20 protein-coding genes and 1 riboswitch are annotated in these 18,477 nt (G+C 63.8%); of the genes, 6 read left to right on the forward strand and 14 right to left on the reverse strand.

Annotated features, from left to right (window positions below):
- Positions 1-6 precede the first annotated feature (6 nt).
- On the reverse strand, positions 7-975 hold the full coding sequence (locus HNQ95_RS11875) for an RgsD C-terminal domain-containing protein (RefSeq protein ID WP_182574071.1): 969 nt from the start codon (positions 973-975) through the stop codon (positions 7-9).
- A 139-nt stretch (positions 976-1,114) separates the two neighbouring features.
- Here HNQ95_RS11875 and HNQ95_RS11880 point away from each other — a divergent pair, with 139 nt between their 5' ends.
- Together HNQ95_RS11880 and HNQ95_RS11885 are read left to right on the forward strand one after the other, a co-directional pair.
- The gene (locus tag HNQ95_RS11880) at positions 1,115-1,699 is read left to right on the forward strand and encodes a nitroreductase family protein (RefSeq protein WP_067961729.1); all 585 of its coding nucleotides are present in this window, start codon (positions 1,115-1,117) and stop codon (positions 1,697-1,699) included.
- Positions 1,700-1,704: 5 nt separating this feature from the next.
- Positions 1,705-2,310 carry a flavin reductase family protein gene (locus tag HNQ95_RS11885; protein ID WP_067961731.1) on the forward strand — a complete coding sequence of 202 codons (606 nt, stop codon included), beginning with the start codon at positions 1,705-1,707 and terminating at the stop codon, positions 2,308-2,310.
- 3 nt (positions 2,311-2,313) lie between these two features.
- On the opposite strand, the gene HNQ95_RS11890 is transcribed toward HNQ95_RS11885, so the two are convergent.
- Both HNQ95_RS11890 and HNQ95_RS11895 read right to left on the reverse strand, forming a co-directional pair.
- Positions 2,314-3,195, reverse strand: coding sequence for an HpcH/HpaI aldolase/citrate lyase family protein (locus HNQ95_RS11890; RefSeq protein ID WP_067966493.1), 882 nt, complete (start codon positions 3,193-3,195; stop codon positions 2,314-2,316).
- The gene (locus HNQ95_RS11895; protein WP_446680310.1) at positions 3,195-3,656 is read right to left on the reverse strand and encodes a MaoC family dehydratase; all 462 of its coding nucleotides are present in this window, start codon (positions 3,654-3,656) and stop codon (positions 3,195-3,197) included. The genes HNQ95_RS11890 and HNQ95_RS11895 overlap by 1 nt, the downstream gene beginning before the upstream one ends.
- Positions 3,657-3,797: 141 nt before the next feature.
- On the opposite strand from HNQ95_RS11895, the gene HNQ95_RS11900 reads away from it, so the two are divergent.
- Positions 3,798-4,919: a DUF2336 domain-containing protein gene (locus HNQ95_RS11900; protein ID WP_067961735.1), complete on the forward strand. Its 1,122-nt coding sequence runs from the start codon at positions 3,798-3,800 to the stop codon at positions 4,917-4,919.
- Between the two features lie 31 nt (positions 4,920-4,950).
- On the opposite strand, the gene parE is transcribed toward HNQ95_RS11900, so the two are convergent.
- On the reverse strand, positions 4,951-7,011 hold the full coding sequence (gene parE / locus HNQ95_RS11905; RefSeq protein ID WP_067961737.1) for a DNA topoisomerase IV subunit B: 2,061 nt from the start codon (positions 7,009-7,011) through the stop codon (positions 4,951-4,953).
- Here parE and HNQ95_RS11910 point away from each other — a divergent pair.
- Together HNQ95_RS11910 and HNQ95_RS11915 are read left to right on the forward strand one after the other, a co-directional pair.
- Positions 7,010-8,443, forward strand: a complete 1,434-nt coding sequence (locus HNQ95_RS11910; protein WP_246340680.1) for a GGDEF domain-containing protein — start codon at positions 7,010-7,012, stop codon at positions 8,441-8,443. The genes parE and HNQ95_RS11910 overlap by 2 nt on opposite strands.
- Positions 8,444-8,479: 36 nt before the next feature.
- Positions 8,480-8,797, forward strand: a complete 318-nt coding sequence (locus HNQ95_RS11915; protein ID WP_067961742.1) for a hypothetical protein — start codon at positions 8,480-8,482, stop codon at positions 8,795-8,797.
- Positions 8,798-8,871: 74 nt separating this feature from the next.
- On the opposite strand, the gene gcvP is transcribed toward HNQ95_RS11915, so the two are convergent.
- The 8 genes from gcvP to HNQ95_RS11955 form a co-directional block, all read right to left on the reverse strand.
- Positions 8,872-11,682: an aminomethyl-transferring glycine dehydrogenase gene (gcvP, locus tag HNQ95_RS11920; protein ID WP_067961744.1), complete on the reverse strand. Its 2,811-nt coding sequence runs from the start codon at positions 11,680-11,682 to the stop codon at positions 8,872-8,874.
- Between the two features lie 14 nt (positions 11,683-11,696).
- A complete protein-coding gene (gene gcvH / locus HNQ95_RS11925) occupies positions 11,697-12,065 on the reverse strand; it encodes a glycine cleavage system protein GcvH (protein WP_018427756.1) in 369 nt (122 codons plus the stop codon).
- Positions 12,066-12,070: 5 nt separating this feature from the next.
- On the reverse strand, positions 12,071-13,171 hold the full coding sequence (gene gcvT, locus HNQ95_RS11930) for a glycine cleavage system aminomethyltransferase GcvT (protein ID WP_067961746.1): 1,101 nt from the start codon (positions 13,169-13,171) through the stop codon (positions 12,071-12,073).
- A gap of 149 nt (positions 13,172-13,320) precedes the next feature.
- Positions 13,321-13,407: riboswitch (glycine riboswitch) on the reverse strand.
- Positions 13,408-13,526: 119 nt separating this feature from the next.
- A complete protein-coding gene (locus tag HNQ95_RS11935; RefSeq protein WP_067961748.1) occupies positions 13,527-13,907 on the reverse strand; it encodes a helix-turn-helix domain-containing protein in 381 nt (126 codons plus the stop codon).
- A 159-nt stretch (positions 13,908-14,066) separates the two neighbouring features.
- Positions 14,067-14,858 carry a molybdopterin-binding protein gene (locus HNQ95_RS11940; protein WP_067961750.1) on the reverse strand — a complete coding sequence of 264 codons (792 nt, stop codon included), beginning with the start codon at positions 14,856-14,858 and terminating at the stop codon, positions 14,067-14,069.
- Position 14,859: 1 nt separating this feature from the next.
- On the reverse strand, positions 14,860-15,735 hold the full coding sequence (locus HNQ95_RS11945; RefSeq protein ID WP_083948573.1) for a cytochrome b/b6 domain-containing protein: 876 nt from the start codon (positions 15,733-15,735) through the stop codon (positions 14,860-14,862).
- Between the two features lie 117 nt (positions 15,736-15,852).
- Positions 15,853-16,509, reverse strand: coding sequence for a DUF1345 domain-containing protein (locus HNQ95_RS11950; protein WP_067961752.1), 657 nt, complete (start codon positions 16,507-16,509; stop codon positions 15,853-15,855).
- A complete protein-coding gene (locus tag HNQ95_RS11955) occupies positions 16,506-16,979 on the reverse strand; it encodes a YaiI/YqxD family protein (RefSeq protein ID WP_067961755.1) in 474 nt (157 codons plus the stop codon). The genes HNQ95_RS11950 and HNQ95_RS11955 overlap by 4 nt, the downstream gene beginning before the upstream one ends.
- 65 nt (positions 16,980-17,044) lie before the next feature.
- Between HNQ95_RS11955 and HNQ95_RS11960 the strand changes: the two genes are divergently transcribed.
- Positions 17,045-17,389, forward strand: coding sequence for a cupin domain-containing protein (locus HNQ95_RS11960; protein ID WP_067966498.1), 345 nt, complete (start codon positions 17,045-17,047; stop codon positions 17,387-17,389).
- A 6-nt stretch (positions 17,390-17,395) separates the two neighbouring features.
- On the opposite strand, the gene HNQ95_RS11965 is transcribed toward HNQ95_RS11960, so the two are convergent.
- Both HNQ95_RS11965 and HNQ95_RS11970 read right to left on the reverse strand, forming a co-directional pair.
- On the reverse strand, positions 17,396-17,869 hold the full coding sequence (locus HNQ95_RS11965; protein WP_067961758.1) for a GNAT family N-acetyltransferase: 474 nt from the start codon (positions 17,867-17,869) through the stop codon (positions 17,396-17,398).
- Positions 17,869-18,477: zinc-binding dehydrogenase (locus HNQ95_RS11970; protein ID WP_182585790.1), on the reverse strand; the 609-nt coding region annotated here is incomplete at its 5' end. The genes HNQ95_RS11965 and HNQ95_RS11970, both read right to left, overlap by 1 nt.

The following is an 18,477-nucleotide window of genomic DNA, read 5'->3' on the forward strand; positions in this document are numbered from 1 at the left end:
TGAAGCCTAGTCCGCGCCTTCGTTGGGGTCGATGGCGGCGTCTTCCGAGGCGACGACTTCGACGTCCTGGTTGCGGCCGGCAACGACGGTGAAGTCGCGCTGGTAGATGCGATCGCGGTTCTTGGCGATGATTGTGTAGTCGCCTTCCGACAGCACCATCGAGGCGAAGGCACCGACGGCCTCGCGCAGCGGGTCGCCTGACTCCGTCAGCACCGACCAGGACGTGTCGGCGATGGCTTCGCCGCCGGCTTCGCGCACCAACTTGAAGGTGACGTCTGCGGCGCGGTGCTCGACGGTTGCCTCGGTCAGCTTGCCGGCTTCGACGCGGATGTCTGAGCGGATGACGGCGTTGACGCTGCCATAGGTCGAGACGACGTGATAGGTGCCCGAATTGAGCCGCACCACCGAATTGGGCGCGACGTTGGGGATGATCAGCGCCCGTTCGCCGTCGCTGGTGGAATCACCTTCGAAGATCGAGAATTTGAGCTTGGCCGGCGGGATGCGGACGCCGCCGGAAAGCACGGCGTCGAGCTTCAGGCCACCGGCGTCGAGCACCAGGCTCTCACGCTTGCCCTGCTTGCCAACGGTGATGCGCTTGGTGGCGCCGGCGCGGCCATAGGAGGCATGGACGAGGTAGCTGCCGGGCGGCAGCTGGAACATGCTGGTGCCGCCCTGGGCCGAGGCGACCAGCGGTAGCTTGCCGTCGGGTCCGGCCTCGGGGCGGAAGACGCGCCAGACCAGGCCGCGGCCGATGTCGCTGCCCTTGTCGGTCAGCTGCGCGGTCAGCGTGATCTCGCCAAGGGCGCCCGTCGCCAGCGGTTCGTCGCCGCGCGGCGAGGCAAAACTAGAAATGCCGGGAAGGCTCAACCCGTCGATTGCCGCGGCACCGTCCTGCGCGAAAGCGGCCGCAGGCTGCACGGCGAACAGCGCGACAGCCAGAATCGGCGCGAAAAGTCGGAAGGATCCCCTCAGCATCCCTTGTTTGAAGCGCAAGGCGGTGGCAATTTCAAGGCTATTCCGGCGCGATGGATTCTCAACCGCACTGCGCCGATGCCAGAGCAGCCACCATTTACGGACAGGCGCTTCAGCCCAACATCCAAGGAGTGCCCGCGCCGTGACATCGCCGATTATCGACTTCCTGCTGACCCGCAACTCCGCGCCGATCCCCGAACTCCGGGCGCCGGCACCGTCCGACGCCGAGATCGCCACCATTCTGGCGGCGGCAAGCCGCGTGCCTGATCACGGCCGGCTGGAGCCCTGGCGCTTCATTCTCTATCGCGGCGACGTGCGTGTCGAGATCGGCCAGAAGCTGGCTGACTTGGCTGAACGCCGGGAAGGACCGCTGCCGGAAGGCCGACGCAACCAGGAGCTTGCCCGATTCTCGCGCGCGCCGCTGGTCATCGGCGTGGTGTCCAGCCCCAAGGACCATCCCAAGATCCCCGAATGGGAAATGTTCCTGTCGGGCGGCATGGCGGCGATGAACCTGATTACCGCAGCCAATGCGCTCGGTTACGGCACCAACATGATCACCAACTGGTATTCGGATTGCGAAGAGGGCCGCGCACTGCTTGGCCTTGCGCCGCATGAACGTGTTGTCGGCTTCGTCCATATCGGCTCCTATGATGGCGCCGGACAGGAGCGCCAGCGTCCAGACGTGGCAAAGCTCTATGCTGACTATGCCGGGCCTTGGGAGGGCTAGCACAGGTGTTCTACGAGCCGTCGAAAGGCCACGGACTACCGCATGACCCATTCAAGTCGCTGGTGTCGCCGCGGCCGATCGGCTGGATTTCGTCCGTCGGCAAGGATGGGGCGGTCAATCTCGCGCCTTATTCGTTCTTCAACGCGCTGTCCGGCAAGCCGCCGCTGGTTTGGTTTTCCTCCGAGGGTCAGAAGGACAGCGCCACCTTCGCCAGCGAAACCAGGGAGTTCGTTGCCAATCTCGTCGGGCGCGACCTGGCCGAGAAGATGAACAAGAGTTCGGTCAATGCGCCGCGCGGTGTCAGCGAGTTCGCCTATGCCGGGCTGACGCCGGTGCCTTCGCGGCTGGTGGCGCCGCCACGCGTCGCCGAGGCACCCGCTGCGCTGGAATGCAAGGTCACCGAGATCTTCCGCCCCAGAGGTCTGAGCGGGCAGGAGACCGGCGCCATCGTCGTCATCGGCGAGGTCGTCGGCATCCACATCGACGAGGCCTATCTGACCGATGGGTTGTTCGACGTCGTCAAGGCCGGCAACGTCTCGCGCCTCGGCTACATGGATTATTCGACGATCGATGCCATCTTCTCGATGCGGCGGCCGCGCTGGGAGGACTGAACCTCAGCCGGCGACGCCGGCAGCACGCGCCCGGGCCAGCAGGCGCTGGGCGAGCCTCAGATGCGGCCGGTCATACATCTTGCCGTTGATGCCGACCACACCCGGATTGCCCGCCTCCTCGAAGGCGGCGACGATGGAGGCCGCGTGTGCCACCGCATCAGTGGTCGGTGTGAACGCCTCGTTGATGATGGCGACCTGGTCCGGATGAATCGCCATCTTGGCGGTGAAGCCGTCACGCTCGGCTTCGAGGCACTCGGCGCGCAGGCCCTCGCCATCCCGGAAGTTGACGAAGACGGTGTCCACAGCGGCAACGTCGGCTGCCGCTGCACCCAGCACCGTCATTGCCCGCGCCAGGCGGAACACGTCGGTGTAGCGGCCGTCACTGTCGCGTGCGACGCGTGCGCCGATGGCCGCCGAAAGGTCTTCCGCCCCCCATGTCAGCCCGGCAAGCCGGGCACTTGCGCCGGCATAGCTGCCGGTCGCCAGCACGCCGGCCGGGGTTTCCGTGATGATCGGGATGATGCGGATGGCGCCGTCCGGCAGGCCGTTTTCCGCCTCATGCACACGCAGTTTGGTAGAGAGATGCTGGACGTCGGCGCCGGAATTCGACTTGGGCAGCATAATGCCGTCTGGCGCGATCGGCACGATCGCCCTGAGGTCGTCGTCGGTGAGTCCGGTCGAAAGGTCATTGACGCGCACATAGATCGACGCGCGGGTGTCGTTGCGCTTGCTGGCGATGAAGTCGGCGGCGACGCCGCGCGCATGCGCCTTGTTGTCGGGTGAGACCGAATCCTCGAGATCGACGATGACGACGTCGGCGCCGGACGAAAAACCGCGTTCGAGCTTCTTTTCGGAATCGCCTGGAACGAACAGCAGCGAGCGCATCAGGCCGCCTTCTTCTTCATCATCATCGCCTGGCGCTGGCATTTGGCAACGAGCGCGCCGTCCTGATTATAGGCGCAATGCAGGAACTCGACGATGCCGCGATCGGTTTTCGATTTCGATTCGCGCACCGAAAGAACCTCCGTCTCGACACGAATCGTGTCGCCGTGAAAGACCGGATGCGGGAAGGTGGTCTCGGTCATGCCGAGATTGCCGATGGTGGTGCCGAGCGTCGTGTCGTGCACTGAAATGCCGATCATCAGCCCGAGCGTGAACAATGAATTGACCAGCGGCTTGCCCCATTCGCTCCTGGCGGCAAAGTCGAAGTCGATGTGCAGCGGCTGGGGGTTGAGCGTCATCGTCGAGAAGAACATGTTGTCGCTCTCGGTTACGGTCTTGGTGAGCTGATGCCGGATCACCTGGCCGACGACGAATTCCTCAAGATACAGTCCAGCCATCGGCAACTCCTCCCGTTGTGCGGATTTGATAGGCGCTGCCTCGCGGCCCGGCAAGGGTTAACGGATATGGTGAACCGTTCGTAAACCTTTTCTTCCTAGGGTCGTCATTGGGTTTGGGCGTTTGCTGCCAGGGGCGAAGAAAAGCGGATGGTCGTTTCGCATTTCCTGAAATGGATAGACACAGCCAAGGTGGGTGAGCGGGCGGCCGCGGCTGCCGCTCTAGCGAGCGCCTATGTCAACCGCGAGATGCCGTTCGAGGATCGCTGCGCAGCTGAAGCGGCGCTCACGCTGCTGCTCGACGACCCGTCTTCGAAAGTGCGCCAGGCGCTGGCCGAGGCGCTTTCGATGAGCGTCCACGCACCGCTCCAGATCATCGCAGCCCTTGCCGCCGACCAGCCCGACGTTGCGGCGATGGTGCTGGCGCGTTCTCCCTTGCTGACCGACGCCGATCTCATCGACCGCGTCGCATCGGGCTCGATTGCCATCCAGAAGCTCGTTGCCGACCGGCCGGTCGTGTCGATGTCGCTTTCGGCTGCGATCGCTGAAGTCGGTGAGGCCGAAGCCTGCGTCGTCCTGCTGCGGAATTATGGCGCCGACATCGCCTCGCTGAGCTTCCGCCGCATGGCTGAGCGCTTTGGCCATGATGCGCACGTGCGCGAGGCACTTGTCGCCGATCCGCGCCTGCCGTCCGATTGCCGGCACCTGCTGCTGGTCAAGCTTGGCGAGGCCTTGAAGGCCTCGCCCTTCGTCATGGCATTGATGGGCGCCGCGCGCGCCGAAAAGGTGACGCGCGATGCCTGCGTCAAGTCTTCGCTGACGTTGATCGAGGGCACCCGCGCCAACGAACACATGGCGCTTGTCGAACATCTCAGGTTGCGCGGCGACCTGACCGCAAGCTTCATCATCCGCATCCTTGCCCATGGCAAGGTCGATTTCTTCGGCGCTGCCCTTGTCGTCCTGACCGGTCGCGACGAACCACGGGTGAGGGCGCTGCTTTCTGCTGGGCAAGACGTCGCTCTGACAGCGCTGTTGCGCTCCGCCGGCCTCGCCGATGCGTCACACGCGATCATCCTGCGGGCGCTGAAGATCTGGCGCGAAGTTGCCAATGGCCGTCGTGTCGCCGGTGCCCAGGAAGTCAGCTGGCTGATGCTCAAGGAACTGGGTGGCCAGGCAGCCGAAGGCGAATTGGCCTCTTTGGTGAAGTCGATCCACCTCGAAGCCCTGCGTGAAAACGCCCGCGGCCACGCTCTGGCGATAGCGGCCGCCTGACGGCGGGCCGCTTTCTTCATTCAAATCCGGATCAGATATCCAGCGCGTCCGCTGCGGCGAACTCGGCGCGTTCCTGGATAAAGCGGAAACGCAGCTCCGGCTTGGTGCCCATCAGCGCGTCGACGGCGCTCTTGGTGTCGTCTTCGCTCTCATTGACCTCGACACGCAGCAGCGTGCGCTTCTTCGGGTCCATCGTCGTTTCCTTGAGCTGCGAGGCCATCATCTCGCCGAGGCCCTTGAATCGACCGATCTCGATCTTGCCGCGCCCGGTGAACTCGGTCTTCAGCAACTCCTCCTTGTGGGCGTCGTCGCGGGCATAGGCGACCTTGCCGCCCTGACGGATCGAGTAGAGTGGCGGCACCGCCATGTAGAGGTGCCCACCGCGGACGAGCTCTGGCATCTCCTGGTAGAAGAAGGTGATCAAAAGCGAGGCGATGTGCGCGCCGTCGACGTCGGCGTCGGTCATGATGATGACGCGGTCGTAGCGCAGGTCCTCTTCGCGGTATTTCGAGCGCGTGCCGCAGCCGAGCGCCTGGATCAGGTCGCCGATCAACTGGTTCGATGCCAGCTTGTCGTTGCCGGCGCTGGCGACGTTGAGGATCTTGCCGCGCAGCGGCAGGATCGCCTGCATCGAGCGGTCGCGTGCCTGCTTGGCCGAGCCGCCTGCCGAGTCGCCCTCGACGATGAACAATTCGGCGCCGGCGGCGGCATTCTGCGTGCAGTCGGCCAGCTTGCCGGGCAGGCGCAGCTTGCGCACTGCGCTCTTGCGCGACACTTCTTTTTCCTGGCGGCGGCGCACGCGTTCGTCGGCGCGCGCAATCACCCAGTCGAGCAATTTCGACGCTTCCTGCGGATTGTCGGCGAGCCAGTGGTCGAACGGGTCGCGGATCGCCGTCTCGACGATGCGCATCGCTTCGACGGTGGCCAGCTTGTCTTTGGTCTGGCCGACGAACTCCGGTTCCCGGATGAACACCGACAGCATGCCGGCGGCCGAAATCATCACGTCTTCGCTGGTGACGATCGAGGCGCGCTTGTTGCCGACAAGGTCGGCATAAGCGCGCAGGCCGCGCGTCAGAATGTTGCGGAAGCCCATTTCGTGGGTACCGCCGTCGCCGGTCGGGATGGTGTTGCAATAGGAATTGATGAAGCCGTCGCCGCCGAACCAGGTGACGGCCCATTCGACCGAGCCGTGGCCGCTCTGCTTCTCGCTCTTGCCCGAGAAGATTTCACGGGTGACCTGCATCTCACTGCCGAGCGAGGCCTTGAGATAGTCGCCGAGACCGCCGGGGAAGTGGAACACGGCCTTGGCAGGCGTCTCGTCCTTTTCCTTGATCAGCGTGGGATCGCAGCTCCAGCGGATTTCGACGCCGCCGAACAGATAGGCCTTGGAGCGCGCCATCTTGTAGATGCGTGCCGGTTCGAAATGCGCGCCCTTGCCGAAGATGTCCGGGTCGGGGTGGAAGCGCACCTTGGTGCCGCGCCTGTTCTGGACGTCGCCAAGGCTTTCCAGCCCGCCCTGCGGGACGCCGCGCGAAAAACGCTGACGGAACAGTTTGCGGTTGCGCGCCACCTCGACTTCAAGCTGGTCGGAGAGCGCGTTGACGACCGAAACGCCGACACCGTGCAGGCCGCCCGAGGTCTCATAAACCTTGGAGTCGAACTTACCACCGGCATGCAGCGTGGTCATGATGACCTCGAGCGCCGACTTGTTCTTGAACTTGGGGTGCGGATCGACCGGGATGCCGCGACCGTTATCGGTGACGGTGAGGAACCCCTCGGCGTCGAGTTCGACCTCGATGAAGGTCGCATGGCCAGCCACCGCCTCGTCCATCGAGTTGTCGATGACTTCGGCAAAGAGATGGTGCAGCGCCTTTTCGTCGGTGCCGCCGATATACATACCGGGGCGACGGCGGACGGGCTCCAGGCCTTCGAGAACTTCGATATCGGCAGCACTGTAGCTGTCGCTGGCGTCCTTTGCCGGAGCAGGGCGCTTCGCCGCCGCGGCCGCCGCGACCAGCGGGTCAACCGGACGGGAAACGGGGCGTGCAGGCTGGTTGCCGAGATTGCCGAAAAGGTCGCTGTTGTCGTCCATGCTCAATACGGTTGTTCCGCGCTGCGAATCACTTGTCGAGTTTGCCAGTTTTGCCGGTCCGGCAACAGTTCCTGATCTGTTCGTCCTCCGCCCGTTCGATATGCCGGAATTGGCAGGGCCGGCGCAACCTTTCGTAAACGCTAACCGAAGTCGCAGCACTCAGCTGACGATGGCGCGGCAATGTAAGGTTGCGGCTGACCCGGAATGTCCAATAACTGCTGCCCGAACATTCGGACATCAGGAAGGCCGCGCCCCCGTGCTTGACTTTGGTTCCCTGTTGCTCGCCACGGCCCTGTCGGGTGCGTGTCTGAGCGGAACACTCGTCGCGATCTGGCTGACGGCGCGTCAGTCCCGTTTCGTTCTCACGATGGCGGTGGGAATACTACTTCTTGTCATCCATGTCATCGCCTTTTGGCTTTATGGTCGCCATGCCTCCTCATGGCTCGGGCAGGGCATGTTGGCGCTGCTCGTCGCCGGCTTCTTCGTCGTCTTCACCTCGGCCGACCAGTATATCGAGCGCGGCTGGTCGAAACCGGCAACCCTGCCAATTATCGCGATCATCGCCCTGACAGTCGTGGTCACCGCCGCCGGGTTCGACGGCGTCGGCTTCGTCATCGCCTATTTGGCTGTAACCGGCATCCTGGTCATGACGGCAACGGCCTTCTGGACGAGCACGGAGGTCGACCGTCGCGTGCTGGCCCCGGTCTCGCTGCTCACCGGCAGCAGCGCCATCTCCTTCGCGCTCTGTGCCTTCGTCATCATTCAGCAGAAGCAGTGGGTGCTCGGCAGCGTACCCAGGAACTGGGCCGAGGACGTCAACACCGTTGTCGTCGTCGCCTGCATGACCGCGCTTGGGGCGCTCACCATTTCGTTCCACCATCTGCGCACCCAAAGCCGGTTGACCGAGGAAACGTTGACCGATCCGCTGACCGGGCTGATGAACCGGCGCGCGCTCAACTCCCTGCATGCAAATACAAGCTTCGGGCAACGCATGGCCTTGGCCATGGTCGATCTCGATCACTTCAAGCGCACAAACGATGTCTTCGGCCATGCGGTGGGCGACCGTGTCCTGCAACGCTTCGCGGACATTGTGAGGCGGCAGTCCCGGCAAGGCGTCGAGGGCTTTCGGCTCGGCGGCGAGGAGTTCGCCATCGTCATTTCGGGAATGAGCACGCTGGAGATCTATGAAGTCCTGCGCAAGATCGGCGCCTCCTTTGGGGCGGAGGTCGTCGCAACCAAACTCGGCCCGCTCAGGAGCACGGTCAGTGCCGGCGTCTGTTTCGGCAGCGACGAAGCGAGGAGCCTGGAACAGATGCTTCTGGGCGCCGACGTAGCGCTCTATGCGGCCAAGCGCGCGGGCCGCAACCGTGTCGCCACGGCTGGGCCCGCGGACTGCGACGGATATCGGGAGCCGCAGCTTCTGTTCGCCTGAACGGTGAGTTGCCGTCACAAGCAGCCCGCGTTGCACATGGAAAAGCATCTTCTCAGCATCGTCTGGTTGATGGCCGTGAGCATTGGCCCCGGCGTGCCGATCGTTGCTTCGCTCCACTTCAGCCGAAAGCTGACCAGGCTGAACTGTATCGCTTGGGCATTGGTGGCCGAGGCTGCGGTTGGTATTGCTTTTTGCCTGTTCACCATTCCTCCGGACTACGAAGCCGCGTTGTCGCAGCGCGTCTTTCTCTCTGCAGGCTTTGCCGCCGTTGCCGCGTTGACCGCGTTGGCCGCGTTGGCATTTTTTCTGATCGCCGGTCTGCGGCTGAGTAACTCTCCGAGTAGAGACGCGTAAGAGCGGCGCCCATCCAAAAGCAAATCGGCGGCGCCCGTGAGGTACGCCGCCGATTGATGTGTTTGCCGTTCAGATTACTCGGCGGCGCCGAGATACTCGCTCAGCGGCGGGCAGGCGCAGACCAGGTTGCGGTCGCCGGCGACGTTGTCGATACGCGACACCGGTGGCCAGTACTTGGCGACAGTGTCGGGATCGCCGCCGGGATAGGCCGCTTCGAGGCGCGAGTAGGGATGCTTCCACTCGCCGGCCAGCGTTTCGGTCGCCGTGTGTGGCGCATTGACCAGCGGATTGTCATCCCTAGGCCATTCGCCCTTTTCGACCTTTGCTGCTTCGTTGGCGATCGCAATCATCGCATCGCAGAAACGGTCGATTTCGTGCTTCGGCTCGGACTCGGTCGGCTCGACCATCAGCGTGCCGGCAACCGGCCACGACATGGTCGGTGCATGGAAGCCGTAGTCGATCAGCCGCTTGGCAATGTCTTCGACCGATATGCCGGCCCGCTCCTTGAGCACGCGGGTGTCGAGGATGCACTCATGTGCCACGCGGCCGTTCTTGCCCTTGAACAGCACTGGATAGTGCCCCTCGAGCTTGCTGACGATGTAGTTGGCATTGAGGATCGCCGTTTCCGTCGCGTGCTTGAGGCCCGAAGCGCCCATCATCCGGATGTACATCCAGGTGATCGGCAGGATCGAGGCGCTGCCGAAGGGGGCAGCCGACACCGCATGCGCGCTGCCGATTTCGACATGGCCGGGAAGGAACGGCGCCAGATGCGACTTGACGCCGATCGGGCCGATGCCGGGGCCGCCGCCGCCATGCGGAATGCAGAAGGTCTTGTGCAGGTTCATGTGGCAGACGTCGGCACCGATGTCGGCCGGCCGCGAAAGCGCAACCATCGCGTTCAGGTTGGCACCATCGAAATAGACCTGGCCGCCATGGGCATGGACGATCTCGCAGATGTCGCGTGCGCCTTCCTCGAACACGCCATGCGTCGACGGGTAGGTGAACATCAGCGCAGCCAGCTTGTCGGCGTGCTGCTCGGCCTTCACCTTGAGGTCGGTGACGTCGATGTCGCCGTCTTCGAGGCAGTGCACGACAACCACGTCCATGCCGGCCATCGCCGCACTGGCCGGGTTGGTGCCATGCGCCGAAGACGGGATCAGGCAGATGTTGCGCTGCGTCTCGCCACGCGAATGGTGATAGCGGCGGATCGCCAGAAGACCGGCATATTCACCCTGGCTGCCGGCATTCGGCTGAAGGCTGACGGCGTCGAAGCCGGTGATTTCGCACAGCCATGCTTCGAGGTCGTCGGTCATCGCGCGATAACCGAGGGAATGGCTGGTCGGCGCGAACGGATGCAGGTTGGCGACCGACGGCCAGCTGACCGGCATCATCTCGGCGGCGGCATTGAGCTTCATGGTGCAGGAGCCGAGCGGGATCATGGCGCGGTCGAGCGCCAGGTCCTTGTCGGCCAGCCTGCGCAGGAAGCGCATCATGTCGGTTTCCGAGCGGTTCTGGTGGAACACCGGCTGGGTCAGGAACTCCTTGCCGCGCGGCTGGCCCGGCAGCGAACGCTTGGCTTCGGCCACGACCTTTGCGCCAAACAGGGCAGCGATCGCTTCGAGATCGGCAGCTGTCGAGGTCTCGTCGAAGGCGACCGAGACATGGTCGGCGTCGATGACACGCAGCAGGCGGCCGGTCTTCTCGGCCTCGGCGGCAATAGCCTCGGCCTTGCCCTTGGCCTCGATGGTGACGGTGTCGAAACGTTTGTCGCCAAGCACCGGCAGGCCGGCAGCTTTCAGGCTCTCGGCAAGACGGCTGGCCAGCGCGTGGACCCGCTCGGCGATCGCCTGCAGGCCGACCGAGCCGTGCCAGATGGCATAAGATGCCGCCATGTTGGCAAGCAAGGCCTGTGCGGTGCAGATGTTCGACGTCGCCTTGTCGCGGCGGATGTGCTGTTCGCGGGTCTGCAGTGCGAGGCGGTAACCGGGGCGGCCCTTGCTGTCGACCGACTGGCCAACGAGGCGGCCAGGCATCAGGCGGGTCAGCTTGTCGGAGACGGCGCAGTATGCTGCGTGCGGACCGCCAAAGCCCATCGGCACGCCAAAGCGCTGCATCGACCCTGCGGCGATGTCGGCGCCAAGGCTGGCAGGCGTATCGGTTACGGTCAGGCTGAGCGGATCCGAGACGAAGATGACGATGGCGCCGACGGCCTTGGCCTTCTCGATCGCCGCCCTGTGGTCGCCATAGACGCCGTTGGTGTCGGGCCAGGAAACGATCAGCGCTGCCGTGTTGTCGTCGATGGTCTCGCCGTCGATCTCGGTGCCCAGCGGCTCGGCGCGGGTACGAACGACGTCGAGGACCTGCGGGTGCGCTGCACCGGCAATGGCGACGCGGCTGCGCTTGTCGCGGTGATGGCGCAGCGCGATGCCGACCGCTTCGGCAACGGCGGTTGCTTCGTCGAGCAGCGAGGCGGAGGCGACCGGCAGGCCGGTCAGTTCGGCGACCAGCGTCTGGAAGTGGAACAGGAGCTCCAGGCGGCCCTGGCTGATTTCGGCCTGGTAAGGCGTGTAGGCGGTGTACCAGGCCGGGTTCTCGAACAGGTTGCGCTGGATGACCGGAGGCACGTTGACGCCGTGATAGCCGGCGCCAATGAAGCTCTTCAGCACCTTGTTGCGGCCCATCTTCTCGCCAAGCTCGGCAAGCGCTTCATGTTCGCTCGCCGGGGCCGGCAGGTTGAGCGCGCGGTCGAGCCGGATCGACTTCGGCACGGCCTGCGAAATCAGCGTTTCCACGGAGGGTACGCCGATGGCGGTGAGCATGGCGCGGGTTTGTTTTGGGCCGGGCCCAATGTGGCGGGCCGAAAAGGGATAGGGTGCGGTGGTCATCTCAGGCGATCCTGTCAACCGATATGGGCTTTGTAGCCCGCTTCATCCATCAGGCCGTCGAGCTGGCCCGCATTGGCGATCTTCATCTTCCACAGCCAGCCGTCGCCTGATGCAGCCGAATTGACGAGCGCCGGGTCGGACGAGAGCGTTGCATTGGCTTCGGTGATGTCGCCGTCGATCGGTGCATAGACGTCCGATGCGGCCTTGACCGACTCGACGACCACGGCGACGTCGCCCTTGGCGAGCTTGCGGCCGGCTTCCGGCAGGTCGACGAAGACCAGGTCGCCAAGCTGTTCCTGGGCGTAGTCGGTAATGCCGACGGTAGCGATGTCGCCTTCAACGCGGATCCACTCGTGGTCTTCGGTGAAATAGGTCTTGGTCATGGAAATTATCCTTTGCGGTAGCGATGCTGCGTGAAGGGAAGAGAATGAACGTCGACGGGCACCTTGGTGCCGCGGACGTCGGCGAAGACACGGGTGCCGGCCTTGGCCAGCGACGCTGAGACATAGCCCATGGCGACCGGGAATCCGGCCGACGGGCCAAAGCCGCCCGAGGTGACGCGGCCGATCAGCTTGCCGTCGGCATCGAACAGCTCGGCGCCGGAGCGCACCGGCTGGCGGCCTTCAGGCTTCAGGCCGACGCGCTTTTCCTTGGCGCCGTCGGCGAGGATCGCAGCAAGTGCCGCGCGGCCGATAAAGCCGCCGTCTGCACGCAGGTCCTTGGGGATCGCCCACATCAGGCCGGCACTTGCAGGGTCGTTGTCGGGGGTGATGTCGTTGCCATGCAGGCAGAGCCCGGCTTCGAGGCGCAGGCTGTCGCGTGCGGCAAGGCCGATCCACATGGCGCGCTCGTCGGCCAGAAGCTTGGCAAGCAATTCGCGCGCGTCTGCCTCCGGCAGGCCGATCTCGAAACCATCCTCGCCGGTATAGCCGGAGCGGCTCATGAACCAGGTGGCGCGCGGCTCGAAGCCCTGCATGAAGAACAGCGCGTCGGTGGCAATGCCGGCCTTGCCGAGCACTGTGGCCGCCTCGGGGCCCTGGATCGCGATGAAGACGCGGTCGAGCGGCTCGATCGTGGCGTCGAAGTCCTTGGCCAGCGCACGCAGATGCGCTTCGTCGGTCGCTGCGTTGCCGGCATTGGCCACCACCATGAAACGCTCGTCGCCGAGACGGGTGATGATCAGGTCGTCGATGATGCCGGCGGTCTCGGTCAGGAAGAAGGTGTATTTCGACTGCCTGGTCTCAAGCGCGCGCGCATCGAGCGGGCAGGCGCGGTTGATGAGGTCGGCGGCCCCCGGGCCGGTGACCAGGAACAGCTTCATGTGGGAGATGTCGAACAGGCCGACATGCTCCCGGGTGTGAAGGTGTTCCTTCATCACGCCGGCAGGATAGGTCAGCGGCATGTTCCAGCCGGCGAAGGCGCCAAAGCGCGCACCGGCGGCTGCATGCAGATCTGCAAGTGGGAGTTGGTTGGTGGCTTCGCCTGTCATGTCTTCTCCAGAGTCGCACGTGTCCAGCCGCTTGTGGCAGCCATTCCGTGCCCCTCTGTCTGAAGCCTGAGAGACTCGCGCTCCGGAACTCTGTCGGCAGCGCTTACACCTTCGGCGCGGGACCAAGGTCCCGACTTTCCAGAGTGTCCTTCCTGTTTACGGTTCTTTTGCCTGAGAGATTTCGGGCGATTTCCCCTTCGGCGTCAGCTTTCGCTGCTCTCTCCCGCAAACAGGTGGAGCCCGCAAAGGCTCCAGACGAGTCGTCAATATCCCACCGGCGACACTTTGTCACCTGTCCGCGCAGTGCTTATTCACCGGATGGATAGTCCCAACCAATACTTCCGGGTGGTCCGGGTCAGGTCCCGGCACTTTCCAGCTTGCGCAGGTCGCGCTCGAGCTGGCCAATCAGGTTGCCGGTCTGGCGGTGCAGTCGTAGCAGCCGTTCCATCTGCAACGAAACCGAGGCGGCGGACAGGTCGTCTTCGCGCGGCGCAGGACCGATGCCGTGCAGGATCCAGGAAATGCTGGTGCCGAGCAGGCCGGCCAGCTTGGCGATGCGATGGGCCCCGGGCTGCGAGCGGTCGCGCTCCCAGGCATTGATGGTGGCGGTCTTGACCCCGAGGCGCCAGGCAAGTTCCGAAGCACTCAGGCCGCTTGCTTCGCGCGCACGCGACAGGCGTCCGCCAATGGTGTCGAGATCGGGTGTCTGCTCATAGATGTTCGTGGTGTCGGACACCAGAAGGGCCTCCTGTCGTATGTTGGATTTGGGCCGCCTAATGTCTGGGCGGCATGCCGCGAGCATCGGCCAGCGAGCCCGGATGCGCAACCGCAAGATACGAAAAATCGGTCAAGCTATTGAATAAGCGTGACTATCAATGGCGCTTGCGATCGTCCGTCAGATGCCGCCGTACCAGTCGTAGCCACGGTCTTCCCAATAGCCGCCCTTACCAAGGCCCATGGCGCCGAAGCCGTCGACCAACTCGATCTTGTGGATGTATTTCGGCATCTTGTAGCCGAGCTGTCGTTCGACACGCACCCTAAGCGGTGCGCCGTTTTCGACCGGCAGCGGCATGCCGTTCATGCCATAGGCGAGGATTGTCTGCGGGTGCCGCGCGTCGACCAGATCGATCGAGCCGTAATATTTGACTTCGCCCGAGAGGCTTCGTTCGATGGTGTCGAGGCAGTGGAAGACGACGTAGCGGGCATTGGGCTTGACCGCGGCGGCATCGAGTACGAGCGCCATCGGCACGCCTGTCCATTTGGCAATACAGCTCCATCCCTCGACGCAGTCATGCCTGGTGATCTGGGTACGCGAGGGCATGTTCATCAGTTGCTGGCGCGTAAGCGATAGCGGCTTTTCGACCAGGCCCGTCACCTCCAGCCGCCAGTCGGCGAAGTCGCCCGACTGAAGGGATTTGTAGACACTGTCGTCGGGTGCAGTGATGCCGTTGGGGCGTTGCGGCTGCCGAATGTCGGCCTCGGTGAACTCCTGGGCCAGCGACTCGCGGCCGGCGAGCAGCCGCTGGACGCGGTATGTCAGGTCGTTGGCACCCTCGAGGACATTGCGCACGCCGTTGTCGCGATCGGCGAGAAAATCGAAGGCGTCGCAACCGGAGAGTGCAAGTGTCGATGCACTGAGCGTAGCTGTTGTGAGGAAGCGCCGGCGGTTGAGCTGGAACTTGGGCATCTCAGGCGCTCCCTTCGCGACGGTCGCGTTGCGGTGGGTCGGTGCGATACCAGCCGGTGACGATCGAGCGCAGTTCGTTGATCGGTCCCGCCGCCAGGATCATCAGCATGTGGACAACGAAGAAGCCGACGAGCAGCGCCATGGTGACGAAGTGGATGGTGCGCGCGGTCTGGCGTCCGCCCAACAGGTCGGCGAGGAACGGCACGGCTGCATTCATGCTCGGCGACATGGCAAGCCCGGTGACGATCATCAGCGGCAGAAGCACGAACAGCACGCCACCATAGGCGAGCTTCTGCAAGGTGTTGTAGTTGCGGCTATGGTGGAACCTCAGCCTGGCGTGGTCGGCGACGTCCTTCGGCAGGTTGCGCAGATCGTTGACGCTTGGCGCAAGATCGCGACGCAGATGGCCGTTGATGGCGCTGGCGACGAGCCAGACGAGCAACGTGCCTGAGAGCACCCAGGCGAAGAAGAAATGCACGACGCGGCCGGTGGCGAGATCCTGGCCGGATGGAATCGTCGCCCATGCCGGAAACGCGCGCCCGTTTGGATTGGCGGCCGATCCCGACAGGCCAAGCACACCCGTCGTGTTGAATCTGTTTCCCAGGATCGTCGTGTAACCGACTGGTCCCGTTGGGCTATTTTCAGCACCGATGACCAGCACGTCGTTGCTGAAAGCAAAGCCTGACTGCTTGCCGATGTAGAGCGCGGGGTGGGCGTTGAAGATCTGCAGACCACTCAGCAGCAGGAAAAACAGCGACACTGCCCAGATCCAATGGGTGAGGCGTGTCCAGCGTGTCTGCCGATAGACGAGTTCGCCGCGGGTGCCTGACGCTTTCGCGTCATTCGCCTGCTGCAGCATGTGCGCCTGGCTTTCCATAACACCCGATCTCCCGTGGCATCGGCGATTGCGGGGGCGTCATCTTACGCCCTTTCGCAGAGGATTACGCTTTGGCGTCGGGAATTGTTTCGCTGCGGCGGTGACTTCGGCGTGAAATCAGCTTGCGAGTGAGACCACCAGGTTGACGGCCGCGGCGACGATGATGGTGTTGAAGAAGAACGACAGGACCGAATGGACAAGCGCTGCCTGGCGCATGTGCGTCGACGAAATGTTGGTGTCAGCGGTCTGCGCCGTCATGCCGATGACCACGGCGAAGTAGAGAAAATCCCAGCCACAGGGGCGTTCTGTGCCGGGAAAGATCAGGCCGCCGACCGGCTTGCGGCTGCGTGTCGACGCGGCATCGGCCTTGGTGTCGCCTTTCCAGTAGAGGCGGGCGTAGTGCAGGGCCGCCATGGCGTGGATGGTCAGCCAGCCGAGCGGCAGCGACAGCAGCGAAAACGCCAGCCAGGAGGGATGCGGAACCTGCTTGGCATTCATCAGCACGAATAGCGAGCCGACGGCGACCACGACGATACCGATGGTCACCAAGAAGATGATCCAGATCGGCTCGTCGGCCTGCTGGGCGCGCCGGCTGAGGAAGTCCGCCGTCAGTCGCGGCATTTCACGCAGGACAAGCAGTATGTAAGTGGCGAAAAACGTATTGGCGGCGATGCTGTAGCTGAGCGGATGCTGGAGCAGCATTGCCACGGCGAGCGCCGCCACCCCGATGCCGGCGCTTGCCAGGAAAATGAAATGGCGGCCGAACGGCTTCATTGTGCCTGCACCGACTTCACAGCCCTTCGCGCCATCTGGTCGAGCGCGCCGAGAAAGCGCGAGCGGTCCTGGGCGGAGAAGGAGGCATTGTAGCCCTTGCTTTCACCGGTTTCGCGCAGGTGCTGTTTCAGATCACGCATGGCGACCGCCATGCCGATGGTCTCCGGCGTGAACGGCTTGCCGGTCGGGCCGAGCACATGGGCGCCAAGCGCCACGGTGCGCGCGGCGAGCGGGATGTCGGCGGTGATGACGATGTCGTTGGCGCGCGCGTTTTCGACGATCCAGTCGTCGGCGGCGTCGGCGCCCTTTGAGACCACGACGTTGCGGATCATCGGATCGCGCGACGGGCGCAAGCCGCCGTTTGACACGAAGGTGACGACGAGGTCCAGCCGTTCGGCGACCTTCACCACCTCGTCCTTCACCGGGCAGGCGTCGGCATCGACATAGATCACAGGGGCATTTTCAGTCATTTCAGGCACGGTTCCGGGAAGGCAGTTCTTTGATTATGGTCTGGCGCGTCGAACGGAGACCGAGCATGGCACATCTGATCAATCGCGAACAATGGGCCGAAAAGCCCGATTCCTGGCACGGCGAGTTCCAGGGCGGCGCTTTCGGCGCCGATGTCTCGGTGGTGTTCTTCAGCAGTGACAAGGTCGGCGGCGGGCCGAAGCTGCACACCCATCCTTATCCGGAGGTGTTCATCGTCCGTGTCGGCCGGGCGTTGTTTACCGTCGGCGACGAGACGATCGAAGCGGAGGCCGGGCAGATCCTGGTGGCGCCGGCGAACACGCCGCACAAATTCGCCAATCTCGGGCCTGGACGGCTGGAGACGACCGACCTGCATGTAGCCGGTGCCTTCGACACGACCTGGCTGGAGTAAGCCCCGTCAGGCGCTTGCGCGCGGGACAGGCCTGAGCATGTCGACATGCGGGATGTCGTCCTCGAGATATTCGTCCGACACTGTGTCGAAGCCGAAGGACGCGTAGAATTTCTCGAGATGGCTTTGGGCCGAAAGCGCAATTGGCCGGTCCGGAAAGAGCCTTTCGCAGGCGGCTATGGATTCGGCCATCAGCTTGTCGCCGAGGCGCTTGCCGCGATGATCAGGAGAGACCACCACCCGGCCGATATAGGCCGGATCGTCATGGCCCGATGGGGCGATGATGCGCGTGCTGGCCAGCAATTCCTTGCCGGCAAGCAGCCTGAGGTGCAGCGCCTCGGGATCCTTGCCGTCCATTTCGGGAAAGGCGCATTTCTGCTCGACGACAAAGACATCGAGACGCATCTTCAGCATCGCATAGAGGTCGCGCGGCGACAGCTCGTCGAGCGATCTTACGTCGACCTCATATGCGATGCCGCTCATCAGTAGACGACCACGCTGCGGATGCTTTCGCCTGCATGCATCAGGTCGAAACCCTTGTTGATGTCTTCGAGCTTCAGCGTATGGGTGATCATCGGGTCGATCTGGATCTTGCCCTCCATGTACCAGTCGACGATCTTCGGCACGTCGGTGCGGCCGCGTGCGCCGCCAAAGGCGGTGCCTTTCCAGGTCCGGCCCGTGACCAGCTGGAACGGACGCGTCGCAATCTCCTGGCCGGCACCGGCGACACCGATGACGATCGACTCGCCCCAGCCGCGATGTGATGCTTCGAGTGCCTGGCGCATCACCTTGACGTTGCCGGTGCAGTCGAAGGTGTAGTCGGCACCGCCGATCTGGTCGGCACCACGCTTGGTCATGTTGACCAGATAAGGAACGATGTCGCCCTCGACCTCCTTCGGATTGACGAAATGCGTCATGCCGAACTTCTCGCCCCAGGCCTTGCGCTCATTGTTGATGTCGACGCCGATGATCATGTCGGCACCGGCAAGGCGAAGACCCTGCAGCACGTTGAGGCCGATGCCGCCGAGGCCGAAGACGATGGCCGTCGAGCCGATCTCGACGCGTGCCGTGTTGATGACCGCACCGATGCC

This window comes from Aminobacter ciceronei (genome assembly GCF_014138625.1).
Lineage (GTDB): Bacteria > Pseudomonadota > Alphaproteobacteria > Rhizobiales > Rhizobiaceae > Aminobacter > Aminobacter ciceronei.

What these genes read in the sequence shown, in the direction of transcription:
- gcvP (WP_067961744.1), bottom strand. Translation starts at nt 11,682, where the DNA reads ATGACCACCGCACCCTATCCCTTTTCGGCCCGCCACATTGGGCCCGGC.
- HNQ95_RS11945 (WP_083948573.1), bottom strand. Translation starts at nt 15,735, where the DNA reads ATGGAAAGCCAGGCGCACATGCTGCAGCAGGCGAATGACGCGAAAGCG.
- HNQ95_RS11915 (WP_067961742.1), top strand. Translation starts at nt 8,480, where the DNA reads ATGGAAAAGCATCTTCTCAGCATCGTCTGGTTGATGGCCGTGAGCATT.
- HNQ95_RS11910 (WP_246340680.1), top strand. Translation starts at nt 7,010, where the DNA reads ATGCTCAATACGGTTGTTCCGCGCTGCGAATCACTTGTCGAGTTTGCC.
- HNQ95_RS11940 (WP_067961750.1), bottom strand. Translation starts at nt 14,858, where the DNA reads ATGCCCAAGTTCCAGCTCAACCGCCGGCGCTTCCTCACAACAGCTACG.
- HNQ95_RS11900 (WP_067961735.1), top strand. Translation starts at nt 3,798, where the DNA reads ATGGTCGTTTCGCATTTCCTGAAATGGATAGACACAGCCAAGGTGGGT.
- gcvH (WP_018427756.1), bottom strand. Translation starts at nt 12,065, where the DNA reads ATGACCAAGACCTATTTCACCGAAGACCACGAGTGGATCCGCGTTGAA.
- parE (WP_067961737.1), bottom strand. Translation starts at nt 7,011, where the DNA reads ATGGACGACAACAGCGACCTTTTCGGCAATCTCGGCAACCAGCCTGCA.
- HNQ95_RS11955 (WP_067961755.1), bottom strand. Translation starts at nt 16,979, where the DNA reads ATGACTGAAAATGCCCCTGTGATCTATGTCGATGCCGACGCCTGCCCG.
- HNQ95_RS11890 (WP_067966493.1), bottom strand. Translation starts at nt 3,195, where the DNA reads ATGCGCTCGCTGCTGTTCGTTCCAGGCGATTCCGAAAAGAAGCTCGAA.
- HNQ95_RS11950 (WP_067961752.1), bottom strand. Translation starts at nt 16,509, where the DNA reads ATGAAGCCGTTCGGCCGCCATTTCATTTTCCTGGCAAGCGCCGGCATC.
- HNQ95_RS11965 (WP_067961758.1), bottom strand. Translation starts at nt 17,869, where the DNA reads ATGAGCGGCATCGCATATGAGGTCGACGTAAGATCGCTCGACGAGCTG.
- HNQ95_RS11875 (WP_182574071.1), bottom strand. Translation starts at nt 975, where the DNA reads ATGCTGAGGGGATCCTTCCGACTTTTCGCGCCGATTCTGGCTGTCGCG.
- HNQ95_RS11960 (WP_067966498.1), top strand. Translation starts at nt 17,045, where the DNA reads ATGGCACATCTGATCAATCGCGAACAATGGGCCGAAAAGCCCGATTCC.
- gcvT (WP_067961746.1), bottom strand. Translation starts at nt 13,171, where the DNA reads ATGACAGGCGAAGCCACCAACCAACTCCCACTTGCAGATCTGCATGCA.